The sequence below is a fragment of the Bifidobacterium sp. ESL0819 genome (assembly GCF_052606245.1).
On record NZ_CP199587.1, the window covers coordinates 1,762,318 to 1,776,863 of the forward strand.

The following is a 14,546-nucleotide window of genomic DNA, read 5'->3' on the forward strand; positions in this document are numbered from 1 at the left end:
GCCCTCCGCCACCCCCGGATATCGTTGATTGCATGAACCCAGTCAGTCAAACAGCACAGCGACCGATCGCCAAGCCCAACAATCGGACGCTGCTGACTGACGCTCTCTTCGCCATCCTTCTGTTTTTGCTGGTAAGCGGCTCCAGCGCCAATCTACGAGATGGGGCCCTGATCCCTTTGCAGGAAAACCTTGTTCTGATGTGGATGGTCCTGCTCATAGCCCCTGTCGTTATCCGTCGTCGATTCCCCGACGCAGCAGTCTGGCTTTTCGTTGCTGCGGCTTTGGCTCAACTTCTATTGGGGCCGGCAATTATGCCGGCCGATGCAGTCTGCCTAGTGATGATCTATTCCTGTCTGCTCTACGGACGCCCATCCTTGCGCCGACTCTACCTGACCGTGGCCTGGATCATGATGCCTCTATCCTGCCTGACCTTCACATTGGTCGATTTAGGTTTTCTGCCTCCAGGCAGGACACAGCCGGACCACACCTTAATGTTGCCGATCTCATTCAGAGAACTGGCAATCACCTTCCTATCGAATTTTCTGATCGAGGCGCTTCTCCTGCTCGTAGCCATCGTTGCAGCCTACTGGACACGGACCAGGCGAGACGCCCTTGACGAGGTTCGGCGACGCAACGAAGCCTTAGCCATGCAGGCAGAACAAAATGCGGCCCTGTCTGCCAGCGCTGAGCGTGCCCGCATAGCGCGTGACATGCACGATGTTGTCGCCCACACACTGTCAATCGTCATCGTGCAGGCAGATGCTGGCAGGTACGCAGCCACTGACAATGCGAATTTGGCCCTCAAGACCATGCACACCATTGATCAAGAAAGCCGCCGCGCCCTACGCGAGCTGAGCTCACTCTTCGGCAAACTCAAGGCTCCAACCAACCCAGCACTCAAAACTAGCCAAAAAGCGGTGGATTCCCCTCCAGACCAACGCCCTTCTTCCCTAGCATCAACAAACCCAACCCATATCCAAACCCTTGACCAATCTCAAGCAATCGCCCAAACGAGTTTCACTCATCAATCTGCGCACACTCATGATCCGCGTCCAGTCGGAACAGATAGCACTCAGACAAGCCAGGCCAGCGGCTATCTTCACGCCATCAAAGAGACTCCAGCTGCCAGCACCGCCCAGGTCAACGCAGATACGGCCGACAATATCCCTACCTGGCCCTCGCCTGCCACCTCTTCTAGCAATCCGCCGACCAGCTACGGATTTTGGACAGACTTGATAGATGCGGCACGACTCGCTCAGCCAAAATCGCAATTCAGCCGACGCATTGAAGGACGACCCTCACCAGAAAAGTTGGGTCGAAACCGTGCTACAACCGCTTACCGGGTCCTTCAAGAGGCTCTGACCAACGTTCGCAAGCATGCCGCCCCAGCTTCAGACGTGCTGATTGAAGAACAGTGGCTCACGGATGGTCTGAGTCTCACCATTGACGACCACCCGCTCAACCATGCCACGACAATTGCAAATTCCACATCTCAGATGGAACGACCTGAGCATTCTGGCTTCGGCCTTTTAGGAATGCGCGAACGACTGGCTTCTCTGGCAGGCAGCCTTCAAGCTGGTTCCAAACCAGAAGGCGGTTACCACCTCCAGGCATGGATTCCTTTTGCCGCCCCGCCAAAATCCGAACCCGAAACGGAGGCACATGCAAGCCGAAAAGCTCGATGGTCCCTGCGCTCGATTGTCTCCACGCTCTTCGTTTGGTTTCAACGCCACCCATTGACTGCCGACCTAGGTTTGGCAATCGGACTCGTGTTGGTAGAGAATCCTGGTCAAGCCCTCGCTATATCTCCTGTCACGCCACAATATGATCCGGACCGGCCAGTCAGGATCATCATCACGCTAGGTATCGTTTTGCCTCTGATTGTGCGCAGGGTCCACCCCGGTTTTTGCGCCGCTATGGTGGCTGCAGCTGCCGCCCTGCTGATGCTCTTCTCACCTTGGCTGCCAGGAGCAGCAGTCTGGTCCCCGGTCGCCGTCTATTCGGCAATGGTTTACGGTAAAGACGCCATTAGGCGCTGGGTTCCGTTCGCAGTTATTACCGATATGGTTTTATGGGCTGTCAGATGTGCAGTCAATAACCAAGGGTGTCCAACCATTCTGTCCTATATGACGGAGCGACCAGCAGAATCACCTTTCCCTGAATCCCGTTTAACGCTTTTCATAGTGATGACGGCACCGGCCCTGATCTGTCTGCTGACCATTCTGATTGCCTCACGCCGACGCACTCGTGGTTCGGTCCTGCTTCTGCAGCAGGAACGCGAGCGCGCACTAGGCCAGACCCTGCAGGAAAGCCAGGCCCTAGCCGCCAATCAAGAACGGGAACTCATCGGCTCTACCATGCAAGCAGAGGTGGCCGCCACACTAAATACGGTCATCGCATCCACTACCAAAGCCATTGCCGAGCTCAACGTGTATCAAGTCAAGGGTGTGGACCCTCCCCAAGAGCAAGTAGCGCAAGCCTTCGGCGACATTGCAACTCAAGGACGCAAGGCCCTGGCTCGCATGCGGCAATTGCTCACAGTCCTGCGCCACAATTCCATCACCAATTTGCACGCAAACACCGACACCGGCGATTCCACAGACACGAGCCTCAATTCAGACAGTAGCCACAAGGCCGAGCCCGCCCGCAAAAACCCACCTTTGCCAGCTCTTCACCCAGCCAAACCTCTGCCGGTGGATCTTGACGATCAGGTTGACAACCATTCGCAACAGGATAAGGAACCAGAGCATGCCCAATCGAATCAATCGGACTCCAGACATGGGCGTTCTTGATAATGAGCATGTCAGGTAATCAGCACACTCGAAGAAGCGAGCACCCTATGAATAACGCACCCGAAGATTAGCCCACCCCAGGATTCGATGGTTGACGAGCATCACTTCACCATTGAACAGTCACTCCGACAACGGTCGCTTAGACGACAATCAACCAGACAACAATTATCTCGGCTGCTAATTGAAACCAGTCGTAATTCCTCGCAACACTCAACTCAGATAAAATCGGATGGTGACGCTGACCACCATCTATCAGAAAGAAGCAGGCAGTCATGGAACGGACCGAACCCATCAGCGTTGCCATCGTGGATGACCAGGATCTGGTTCGGGCCGGTTTTGCCATGGTCATCGGCTCCCAGGATGACATGACCGTGGTCGGCCAAGGCGCGGACGGCGAACAAGCGGTGGACCTGGCCTCACGTCTGCAGCCCGATGTGATCCTTATGGATGTCCGCATGCCCGGCATGGATGGTTTGACCGCCACTCGCCGAATCACTGCCTTGTCACCTGACCGTCCGGAGCCCAGGGTCATTGTGCTGACCACCTTTGATCTTGACGAATACGTCATGGCAGCTATAAAAGCCGGCGCATCAGGATTTCTGCTCAAGGATACCGAGCCTGAAACCCTCCTTTCCTCCATCCGTACAGTTCACCGGGGCAATGCGATCATCGCCCCTTCGGCTACCAAGCGCCTGATCGAACATATGGCCCATGACATGTCTGCGACCGGGTCCTTGCCATCGGAATCGACCTATCGCGATCCCGAAGCAGATCTGCTCACCGATCGCGAGCTGCAGGTTCTGGTTCACATAGCCCAAGGTCTGAGCAACCAGGAAATTGCCGACAATCTGGGGATCTCACTGCCCACGGTGAAAACTCATGTCACTCACATTCTCCAGAAGATCAATGCCCGTGACCGTGTCCAAGCAGTGGTCTTCGCTTACGAAAACCATCTGGTATGAACCCGGCCATCAGGCAGCATCAATCGTCACTGAGGGCCTCAATGGGTGAAACCTTGACTGCCTCCCTGGCTGGCAGCACACTGGCTGCCACCGCAGCCAACAAGGCCACTGGCAGCATCAACGCAAAAGCCGACCATGGCACGGTGAAGGTCACGGACCCTAAGGACACAAAGACCTGGTAGGCTCCTATCCATCCGAAGAGCGTTCCTAGAACGATTCCAGCCAGACCGGCTCCTAGGGCTATCATGCAGGCCTCGACTCCCAAGGATCGACGAACCTGTACGCTGCTCATGCCGATTGCCCTGAGCGTGGCAGTCTCACGACGGCGTTCCAGCACCGACATCATCAAAGTGTTGGAAACCCCTATCAGGGCGATAATCACAGCAACGCCCAGCAATGCCACCATGATTGCCAACAAGGAATCGATTCTTTCGTTCCATGTCCTCATTTGCGTCAGCCCTCCGCTCATAGCCATGTCGTCATGCTCTCCTACAGCCTGACGTATGTCATCCAAGAGCAGTGCGGTATCGCGATCTCCCTGCGTCCTAATCCAGATTTCATGCGTCTTGGTGTCAATCCCAGCGATATTCCGGGAGTCCGTGATTGCATAGACGCCACTGGTATCCAGCCCGCCGAAGCCGGCAAAGAACCCGGTCAATGTCCTTCTTGCATCTGCCTCCTTTTCACGTTCATCGTCCGCCTGAGGATCAGCTATCGACAACTTCAGCTGACTTCCATCCCGGTAACCGGAATGCTTGGAAATCGTTCTGTTCGACACCAGCAGTGCATCCGACCTTTGCAGACCCGGACCCAGATCGGCATGAAGCACACGCCTGATCCGAGAAGTATCCAAAGCATAGACAGTCATGGAAGCTTGTGAGGGGCCTCCTGACTCGATCTTGGCATTAAATCGCTGCACCAGCTCTGCATCTGCAACACCTTCGATACGCTCAATGGCCCGCACATTTCTCTTGTTCAGCCCCTGACCAGATATTTCAATATCCACGGAATAACGCTGATCAATATCCTTGAACAAAGTACGTTTAGCGGTTACGGCACCTGTAGCCAGAGTGGAGACCAGGGTTACACCAATCAGCAGAGCAACACCTGTGGCAGCGACTCGTGAGGGATTTCGAGCGATATTCGCCACTCCGACCCTGCAAGATGGTCCAATCCGGGAGACGGGTCTTCCCAGGAAACGCAGAAAAGCCGGAATCCATCGACGCGCACCGATCAGCGCACCCAGGAAAATCAGCAAAACACCCAATATCGCGAGACCTAGCAATAGTTCCTGCTGATTACTGGTCTGCACTGTATCGCTGGAGTTTGTCCTGACCAGCTCTGTGACGCGCCAAGAGGACCAGATCACGAGTACCAAGCCGCTGACCGCCAGCAGGATGCTGATCCGCCGACCGGTCCGCCTCCTTCTTCCCTGCTCCTGATAATCCACTGGCTGCAGGGCTTCAAGCGGCCTGACTCTGATCGCCGTACGAGTAGATCCAAAGGCGGCCACCAAGGTTGCCAGAACGCCGAGCACAAACGGGAACAGGAGGGCAGCAGGAGTAAGCAGGAGTTCAAGCTTCATAGTGCCCGAATGCAAACCAAGACAACCGGCAAGGCCCATCAAGCCCATGGCCAGCAGGATGCCGATCAGGGACGATATGACGCCAAGGAGCAAAGCCTGCTGCAGCACGCCGACCCTGATTTGCCGTCGATCAGCACCAATGACTCTCAGCAAGGCCAGGTACCTGCGCTGTCTTGCCACCATAATCTGGAAGGTGTTGGCAATCACCAAAGCAGCCACCACCATGGTCAGTAGACCAAAAGTCATGAGGAAGACAGTCATAATGTTCACACCATTGCCTGTCTGCTCGCTAAGCAGCCTGTCCTCCATGGCACGACGGTCCTCCAGCCGGTATCCGTCAGGAACGTATCGACTGATGCCGCGCAAAGTGTTCTGAAGTTCCTTGCCTTGGCCACCAACCTGCAGATAAACGTTTTCCACAGGAGGGGACTCTGGTCCAACCATTCCCGCCATACTCAGCAAGCGGTCAATCAGCGAATCCGTCAGTACTGCAGCTCCGCCGAAATCGTCGTACTTTCCACCGTGGCTCTTGCTGATGCCTGAGATGGTCAAGTCCACAGTGCCTTGGTCGACAAGGCGTTCTGTACTTGAAGCATCCTGAGCATGATCACTTCCTGGCAGCATCAACGGGGATAACTCGAGGCGCACCGTATCGCCCAAGCCCACTTGAAGTTTGTCTGCGACCGAATGCGGCAGGACAACCTGATCGCCTGAATCCGGCCATTGCCCACGATCCAGATCGATAGGCATGAGCTCCTGCCTGGCACCCACAATGGCCAGAATCCCCTTGCTGGACTGACCGTTTGCTTCCGTATCCACCAAGAGGTTGACATCAGGGCGCAGACCACGAACCCCTTGAAGTTCCGACAGCCCTTTGCTGTCGAACTGGTCGAACAGGACCGGCTTATCCTGATCCCTTCTGGCGGTCACAGCATAGTTGGCTTGACCGGCATCCAGGCTGATCTCGCGACGCATGAAGGCATTCGCCACGTTCCCCAAAAGGAGCGTCAGACACATGAAGAGGGTGCCGATCACGATGGCCAGACCAGCCGGCATCATCATTCGCGCATCGCGCTTCATCATCGTACGGGTTATCCGCCACACAGTGCACCCCCCTAGTTCCGAACCTGAGAATCGTCCACAATGCCAACCGATACTTGTTCAGCCAGAAGATCGTTCATGGCTTTCACTGTCGGATCCTGCCTGTCCGCAACGATCCGTCCATCGGCAAAGACCAGCGCGCGGTCGGCATACGATGCGGCATAGGCATCATGAGTGACCATGATGACGGTCTGATTCAGCTCGCGCACGGAATCGTGCAGGAACTTCAGAACACCAGTGCTGGCGGCCAGGTCCAGATTCCCCGTCGGTTCGTCCGCGAAGACCAGCCCGGGTTTGGTTATCAGCGCTCTGGCGATGGCGACCCGTTGCTGCTGCCCCCCGGATAATTCACCGGGAAGATGGTCCAGCCTCTCCGACAAACCCAGAGTCTCTACCAGCTGCTCCATCCACGAGCTGTCAGGCCGAACGCCATCCAGTACCAGCGGCATGAGGATGTTCTGTTTAGCGGTGAACATGGGCAGCAGGTTGAAGCTCTGGAAGATGAATCCCAGGTGCCGCCGCCTGATCAGGGTCAGCTGACGGTCGTCAAGTCGAGTCAGGTCGACTCGGCCAGCCTGATCGATTGATGGATGGTGACGATCTCCGCTCTTCGGGTGCAGAAGATCAGCGGCCATATAGACATGGCCAGAGGTGACAGTATCCAGACCGGCCAGAACATGCATGAACGTTGACTTGCCCGAGCCTGAAGGGCCCATGATGGCCGTGAACCGGCCACGCTCAAAATCCACGTCAATTCCACGCAGGGCATGGACAGCATTGGGACCTTGACCGTAATCCTTGGCCAGCTGCCTAGCGCTAACGGCCGGCGGTCCCGCGACTCGTTGGCCTGCTCTGTCTATTAGTCCTTGTGAAGACGAAGTATCCGCTTTATGCTGCATGGTGCTCCTTATCCGCGAGGAAGCCTTTCTCCCGTCAGCTTCCGACCCTATGCGGCTATCGACTGCCGCGATATGGTCCCTAGGAGCGATGAAAACAATCATCCTTGCGGATGAGTGCGCTGAAGAACTTCTCCTGTCAGGCTGGCACCATCCGAATCAACGCTGGGCGACGGGGATAGACATCAGCGGAGATGAAGAACATCATGTTCAGCACGAAAGACATGAACCTCAAGACATGGAACCTTCAACCAGATGGTTGAAGTAGCTGTTTCGATCTCTTTGACTGACTACAAAAGTGGCAATTCCCCTTCAATCAAGCCGGATCGTTTCCAGGCAGCATCTAGAAAAGCAGTATCTGACAGAATGAGTCATTCATTCCAGGCACCAACCAAGTCCAGGCACCAACCAAGGCGCCCCCGGGAGGCAGGCTGACTGCTTCTGATGCGCGCTAACTGTTTTGCGTCATTCTTCAGCAAGAGCCACGACCGGCGAAGTGCGGTTGACGCGTCTTGCAGGCAGGATGCTTGCCAGGATCGCCGCTACGAGCGCCACCAGCAGAATCACCAGGCCAGTGGACCAGGGAATGGGTAACGCCACCGTACCGAGAGAGGAGAAGATCTCATAGGCTGCAGCCCAGCCGAAAAGCAGGCCCAGAACCATGCCGGACAATGCTGACCCCAAGGCTATCAGCCCTGATTCCACGGCCAAGGACCGTCTGATCTGCTTACGGGTCATTCCAATGGCTCGCAAAGTGGCGGACTCCCGCCGACGTTCCAGCACCGAAAGGGAAAGCGTGTTGGCCACGCCGATCAAGGCGATGGCCACCGCCACCGCCAGGAGAGCCAGGATGATCATGAGCAGGCTGTCGATAGTCCGGTCCCACTGCTGCTTTTCAGCCAGCCCGCCCTTCACGGCAACAGCCGAATATCCAGAAAGCGCACTTTTCACCTTGTCCATGAATGCCGAGACTGTTGGTGAGCCATCGACCTTGGCCCAGATCTGCACAGTCTGAGGCTGAACGCCATTGAGCGAGAAGGAGTTGGTCAGGCCATAGAAATTGCTGGCAGCAATACCATGGAAGGGTGCATAAACACTGGTCACAAAGAGTCTTTGAGCCACCGATGCGGATCCGCCATGAACATCGTCTTGAATCGGGTTGAGTATATTGAGCCCCAGATTCCCGCCGTCGTGAAAATCCTTCTGCTTATCCATAAGGCTCTCCGGCAGCAGAAGGACACCCTGCCTGGAAAGATCCTTGCCAACCTTGGCGTTCAGGAGACGATCGGTCTTGTGCGCATCCAAGGCGAAAATAGTCATTCCCGCACCGTTCCTGCCGCCTGATTTGACCATGGCCGCATACTGGGGCACCAGCTCAGCCTGCGCGACCCCGTCGATTCGTCGAATAGCGTCCAGCGCCTTGGCATCCAAGCCATCGCCGCTTATCTGAAGATCCACCGAGTAGTGCTCATCCAGCATGTTGGCCATGGTCTGCTTGGCGCTGGCGGCGCCTGTAGTCAGGGTGGCGACCAGGGTCACTCCGATCAGGAGAGCAGTGCCTGTGGCCGCCACACGGGAATGATTCCGCTCTATGTTAGCCACTGCGATTGCGGACGAGGGCCCGATCCGGGAGACCAAAGAACCGATTCCCTTGAGCATGAAAGGAATCCAACGATTGGCACTGAACAGGATACCGAGGAAGGCAAGGACAATGCCGATGACAGCCATTGCAGCAACAATGTTCGGCCTGCCTCCGGATGCCTTGCCGGCCTTGTCTGCCGTGACATCAAGCCTGACCCGCCAGAGGGACCAGACCGTCATAGCAACGCCCAGCAGAATCATGACCACGCTGACAACCAGACGTATCCTGCTCGTCCTCTTGTTCTCCAGAAGATCGGCAGGCCTCAGCGCTTCCAAAGGACTGACCTTGATGGCAGCCCATGAAGACCCCAGAGAGGCCAGGACCGTAACAACGATGCCGAAGACAAGAGGTACCAGGATGACTGGCGGAGTCAGCTTCAATTGGAAGTATAGGGAGTTTGTATGAGCCTTGGCCGCTCCCAAAAGGGCCATAATGCCGATGGCAGCGCCGACCCCGATCAGGGATGCCGCAGCGCCCAGGATGATGGAACGCATCAGGACGCTGGCCCTGACCTGTCTCTTATTGGCGCCAATCGTCCTCAGGAGGGCCAGGTAACGACGTTGCCGAGCGACCATGACCTGGAAGGTATTGGCTATGACGGTGGCAGCTACGAACATGGCCAGTGTGCCGAAGACCAGAAGGAAGGTGGTTACGGGGTTTTGAGAACCACCGAGTGCAGTCTTGACCAGTCGGTCCTCAATAGTGTGACGGTCCTCGAGGGAATAGCCGGAAGGCATGAGCTTGCGCAGAGATGACAGACTCTCATCGAGGGCGCTGCGCTGCCCGCCAACATTCAGGTAGACATTCTGGGCATACAGGTCACCCATGTCACCAAGACCTGCTGCGGCCATAAAGGCATCTATGGTCTTGGGGGCCAGCACGATTGCGCCGCCCGACTCGCCGAACTCGCTACCTTCATGGCCCTGGTCCGAGCTGACCCCCGACAAAGTCAGGGGCTTCGATATGAACCTGCCCGCCGCCTGGTCAGCCTTGGTCTGCCCTTCGGACCCGAGGTCGTCGGAAATATACAGCATGTTAGGCGACAGGTTCAGATTCACCTTGTCGCCTAAGGAGAGCCTGAGCCTGGACACAGTCAGCCCAGGTAGGACCACCTGGTCATCGGCGCTGGGCCAGGATCCTTTGGCCAGACCGATCGGCATCAGCGATGAATCCGCCAGAGGAATGGCAGTGATGTTCTCGCTCTTGATCTTGCCGGCGCGGACATCCGCCATGAGCTGCGTATCTGATCTGACACCCCGAACCCCTGGGACTTTTGCCAGCTCCTCGGTTTTGAAGTCCTTCACCCTTTTCTGATCTGGATGGCTGCCTTCCGCAGGGATGATGGCGTAATTGGCCTGGGCAGCATCAGACGAGACCATCCGTCGCATGGAAACGTCCATGGTGTTGCCAAAGAGAAAGGTCATGGCAATGAACAGTGTTCCGACGACAATGGCGATGCCGGCGGGAATCATCATGCCCAAGTCATGCCGCATCATTTTTCTGGCAACGAACCACATGAGCGTTCCCCTCAGCGATGAGCAGCCGAGTCAGCTGTAGCCGCGGAGGCCATGACTTCCTCGGAGAGCAGAGCGTTGATGGAGTCGACAGTGGGTCCGTCCTGATCGGCAACGATTCGTCCATCCGCGAATACCAGGGCACGGTCGGCAAAGGATGCTGCAAAAGCATCATGCGTCACCATGATGATGGTCTGCCCCAGCTCGCGAACCGAATCCCGCAGGAAGCTGAGCGCCTCAGTCGAGGAGGCCGTGTCCAGGTTTCCCGTGGGCTCATCAGCAAAAACAATGGAGGGTTTGGTGATGAGAGCCCTGGCGATGGCCACACGCTGCTGCTGACCACCCGAAAGCTCGCTGGGCCGATGGGTCAGTCTCTCTTCCAGGCCCAGGGTCTTGGCCAGAACGTCCAGCCAAGCTGTATCTGGCTTGGCCCCATCCAGAATCAGTGGCATGAGGATGTTCTGCTTGGCCGTAAACATTGGCAGGAGGTTAAAACTCTGGAAAATGAAGCCCAGGCGCTGGCGTCTCAAGAGGGTCAGCTGATCGTCGTTGAGCTTGGTCAGATCGACCACTCCCCTCCGCCCTCCATGACGGCTGGTCCGCCTGCCCTTCACCCCGTCAGCATCGGCCCCGTACAGGTAGACATGTCCGGAGGTTGCTGCATCCAAGCCGGCCAGAGTATGCATGAGAGTGGATTTGCCCGATCCGGAGGGCCCCATGATGACTGTGAACCTGCCCCGTTCGAATTCGACATCCACACCCCGTAGGGCATGAACCAGATTCTCCCCGCTCCCATAGTCCTTGGTCAGTCCCCGTGCCTTGATGGCCACTTGAGCGATCTGCCTCGGTTTGCCCTCACCGTACGACGAATCGGAAGACGCCCTTGTCTTTGCTCCATGTTTCATGCCCCCATCTTATCCACTGCAAAATTTCCGCCTGATCAGTCAGGTGCTGTCTGCCGCTGGAAAGGAGTGAGAAGATGGCATGTGCAAAGATGCCTATCAAAACGTAATGAGGTTTCAACAGGCATCTTGGCTTCTAAGCCTTCTCGGTCATGTATCACGCATATACGGGACCAAAGATTCCTCCATGGCGTGGGCCAAGAAGGAAGCGAGATTACCGGCTACTTGGCTAGACCGGACTCCTTCAATGCCTGGAAGGCATCCTTGAGGTCATCCAGAATATCCTCGATGTTCTCTGTGCCGATGGAGAGCCTGATGGTACCGGGATGGATGGCCTGATCCTCCAGCTCCTCCGGTGTCTCCTGGGAGTGTGTGGTTGAAGCCGGATGGATGGCCAGCGACTTCACGTCAGCCACGTTGGCCAGGAGCGAGAAGAGATGCAGGTTATTGATGAAAACCCTGGCTGCATCCTTGCCTCCCTTCAGATCGAAGGTGAAGATAGAGCCGGCACCGTTGGGGAAGTAGCGCTTGTAGAGCTCATGGTCGGGACGCCCTTCGATGGCCGGATGGCTGACCGACTCCACCTCCGGCACGGTCTGCAGGTAATCCACTACCTTCAGGGCGTTCTCAACGTGCCGCTCAACCCGCAGCGAGAGCGTCTCGGTCCCCTGCAGAAGGAGGAAGGCTGCAAAGGGCGAGATGACAGCACCGGTATCGCGCAGAAGGATGGCTCGAATGCGGGTGACGAAGGCCGCAGCGCCTAGATCCTGGTAGAAGCGCAGGCCGTGATAGCTGGGATCCGGTTCCGTCAATGTGGGGAACTTGCCGGGCACTGCCGCCCAGTCAAACTGGCCTCCTTCCACGACGACCCCTCCCAAAGTGGTGCCATGGCCGCCGATGAACTTGGTGGCCGATTCCACAACGATATCGGCCCCGTGCTCCAGCGGCCGGAACAGGTAGGGAGTGGCGAAAGTATTGTCTACGATCACCGGCAGGTTGTGGTCATGGGCAATCTTGGAGATGGCCTCGAAATCGGGCAGGTCAGCGTTGGGATTGCCGAAGGTCTCGAAGAAGACCAGCTTGGTGTTGTCCTGGATGGCCGACTCGAAGTTGGACGGGTCTGAAGGATCCACGAAGGTGGTCTCGACACCATCGCGGGGCAGGGTGTGCTTGAGGAGGTTGAAGGTGCCGCCGTAGATGTTCTTGGAGGACACGATATGGTCTCCGGTCTGGGTGATGTTCCGGAAGGCATACTCCACGGCAGCTGCTCCAGAGGCCACGGCCAAACCTGCGGTGCCATTCTCCAAGGCGGCGATCCTGTCCTCGAACACCCCTTGGGTGGAGTTGGTCAGACGGCCATAGATATTGCCCGAGTCCTTCAGCGCAAACCGAGCCTCGGCGTGGTCGAAGTCGTGGAAGACGTAGCTGGTGGTGGCATAGATCGGCACGGCCCGGGAATCCGTGGCCGGGTCGGCCTGCTCCTGGCCCACATGGAGCTGAAGCGTCTCGAAATGGTACTTATGCGGGTTCTGGTCGGTCATGTCGATTCCTATCTGTTGCTGACGAATGAAGCGCCTGCGGGTGGTTCATCCTTGGCCAAGTTCTTGACTGCGACCATAAGCGCCCCAAGCCCGCCTGTTCAAGCCAGAAAGGACTTTTCGGTATCGTCCTTTTTTATAACAGCTTCCAAAAGGTTGAAAGCGGGCCTTTTCATCTCGAGATTCCACACGCGGCGGTGCCCGTTTAACCCCTCCGCTGTAGAGTCGAATAAGCAACGGAGAAGGCTCCGCTGCGAACAGCCTCAGCAGGCATGAAGGAGTTCAAGAGATGGCCGGACAGACGGACGATCAGAACAGGCTCTACCAGCGCGACAGCAAGTACATTCCCCGAGTCGCCGCCGTGCATGACATGTGCGGGTATGGCAAGTGCTCGCTGACAGCCGCCATCCCCATCCTTTCGGCAGCCGGATGCGACGTCTGCCCGGTGCCTACGGCCCTGTTCAGCGCGCACACCATGTTCAAGGACTACACCTTCCACGACACCACCGAGATGCTGCCGGGATACCTGGATGCCTGGCGGAAAGAGGGCGTGGAACTGGACGGAATCTACAGCGGATTCCTGGGCAGCGCCGAGCAGGTCGACATCATTCAGCGCATGTATCGGGAATACCCCAAGGCGCTGCGGCTGGTCGACCCGGTCATGGGCGACGGCGGATCCATGTATCCCACCTACACCGAGGAAATGTGCCGGGCCGTGACCAATCTGGTCGATGGGGCCGACCTGCTCATGCCCAACTTGACCGAGGTCAGTCTGCTGACCGGCATCGACTATGAAGGTCAGGACCTTGACGATGCCCAGGTTGGCGAGCGTCTGGGCCGCCTGCTGGACATGGGCGCGAAAAACGTCATCATCAAAGGCATCGACCGGAAGGATGGCAAGCTGCGCAACTTCGTGGCTTCGGCAGATCATGGCGGAGTCAACGAGCGCACCGAGCTGGTCCATGACAAGCTGCCCTTCATGATCCACGGAACCGGCGATGCCTTCGCCTCCAGCCTCTGCGGGGCGCTCTTTGCAGGACGAGGCCTAGCCGATGCCGCTCGGATCGCCGGCGAATTCGTCCGCTCGGCCATGCAGCACACACGCAATCAACCCGACTATCAGCAGCGCGGGGTCAGCTTCGAGCTAGATCTGGGGCAGATGACTGCTCTGATGCAGGAGCAGTGGGCCCGAGGCCGTTGAAAATCGCCTAAGAGTCTGGGCATTTGTCAAGAGCGGAAGACAAGGGTGGATAAATGGAACCCAGACCGCCCCAATCGCCTCATTCCTTTCAGACAAATACTCGGCTGACAAGGTGATCAATCAGTCATAAAGATCAGTTGACCACAGCAGGCCGGAAGGCGTTGCCAGCGAATTCGCCGGCGATGTCTTCCGGCCTCTGTCATCTTCTTTGCTTCTGGTTCTTTTGACTGCCTATTGCCCCGCTCCCCTGGTTCATTTGCTTTACCTGGTGTCACTCGTTTCTATTTCCCTGGTTTCTGTTTCCTAAGTTCCGCTTAGCTTAGTCCTGCTTTGCTTGGTTTCTGCCTACCTTGATTTCTGTTTCGGTCCTTCTTGCCTCTGCCGCATCTGCCTGATGCAGAGATGAGTGCGAT

At 56.9% G+C, this 14,546-nt stretch carries 9 protein-coding genes; 4 read left to right on the top strand and 5 right to left on the bottom strand.

Going from position 1 to position 14,546, the window contains the following annotated elements:
• Nucleotides 1-32 precede the first annotated feature (32 nt).
• Together ACUIAD_RS07450 and ACUIAD_RS07455 are read left to right on the top strand one after the other, a co-directional pair.
• Nucleotides 33-2,792 (top strand): DUF7134 domain-containing protein, encoded by a 2,760-nt coding sequence (locus ACUIAD_RS07450; RefSeq protein ID WP_445343205.1) that lies wholly within the window; start codon nt 33-35, stop codon nt 2,790-2,792.
• 272 nt (nt 2,793-3,064) lie between these two features.
• Complete coding sequence (locus ACUIAD_RS07455; protein WP_445343206.1) at nt 3,065-3,754, top strand: response regulator; 690 nt, start codon at nt 3,065-3,067, stop codon at nt 3,752-3,754.
• 19 nt (nt 3,755-3,773) lie between these two features.
• Here ACUIAD_RS07455 and ACUIAD_RS07460 read toward each other — a convergent pair whose 3' ends face one another.
• Together ACUIAD_RS07460 and ACUIAD_RS07465 are read right to left on the bottom strand one after the other, a co-directional pair.
• On the bottom strand, nt 3,774-6,422 hold the full coding sequence (locus ACUIAD_RS07460) for an ABC transporter permease (protein ID WP_445343207.1): 2,649 nt from the start codon (nt 6,420-6,422) through the stop codon (nt 3,774-3,776).
• 32 nt (nt 6,423-6,454) lie between these two features.
• Nucleotides 6,455-7,339, bottom strand: a complete 885-nt coding sequence (locus ACUIAD_RS07465) for an ABC transporter ATP-binding protein (RefSeq protein WP_445343208.1) — start codon at nt 7,337-7,339, stop codon at nt 6,455-6,457.
• A gap of 88 nt (nt 7,340-7,427) precedes the next feature.
• Here ACUIAD_RS07465 and ACUIAD_RS07470 point away from each other — a divergent pair, with 88 nt between their 5' ends.
• Complete coding sequence (locus ACUIAD_RS07470; RefSeq protein WP_445343209.1) at nt 7,428-7,604, top strand: hypothetical protein; 177 nt, start codon at nt 7,428-7,430, stop codon at nt 7,602-7,604.
• A 197-nt stretch (nt 7,605-7,801) separates the two neighbouring features.
• Here the strand turns inward: ACUIAD_RS07470 and ACUIAD_RS07475 are convergent, their stop codons facing one another.
• The 3 genes from ACUIAD_RS07475 to ACUIAD_RS07485 all read right to left on the bottom strand — a co-directional run bounded on the left by ACUIAD_RS07475 (nt 7,802) and on the right by ACUIAD_RS07485 (nt 12,935).
• The gene (locus tag ACUIAD_RS07475; protein WP_445343210.1) at nt 7,802-10,453 is read right to left on the bottom strand and encodes an ABC transporter permease; all 2,652 of its coding nucleotides are present in this window, start codon (nt 10,451-10,453) and stop codon (nt 7,802-7,804) included.
• A gap of 53 nt (nt 10,454-10,506) precedes the next feature.
• Entirely contained in the window at nt 10,507-11,397 is an 891-nt protein-coding gene (locus ACUIAD_RS07480; RefSeq protein ID WP_445343211.1) for an ABC transporter ATP-binding protein, read from the bottom strand.
• Nucleotides 11,398-11,615: 218 nt separating this feature from the next.
• The gene (locus ACUIAD_RS07485) at nt 11,616-12,935 is read right to left on the bottom strand and encodes an O-acetylhomoserine aminocarboxypropyltransferase/cysteine synthase family protein (protein ID WP_445343212.1); all 1,320 of its coding nucleotides are present in this window, start codon (nt 12,933-12,935) and stop codon (nt 11,616-11,618) included.
• A 286-nt stretch (nt 12,936-13,221) separates the two neighbouring features.
• On the opposite strand from ACUIAD_RS07485, the gene ACUIAD_RS07490 reads away from it, so the two are divergent.
• Nucleotides 13,222-14,133, top strand: coding sequence for a pyridoxamine kinase (locus tag ACUIAD_RS07490; RefSeq protein WP_445343213.1), 912 nt, complete (start codon nt 13,222-13,224; stop codon nt 14,131-14,133).
• The last annotated feature ends 413 nt before the right edge of the window (nt 14,134-14,546 follow it).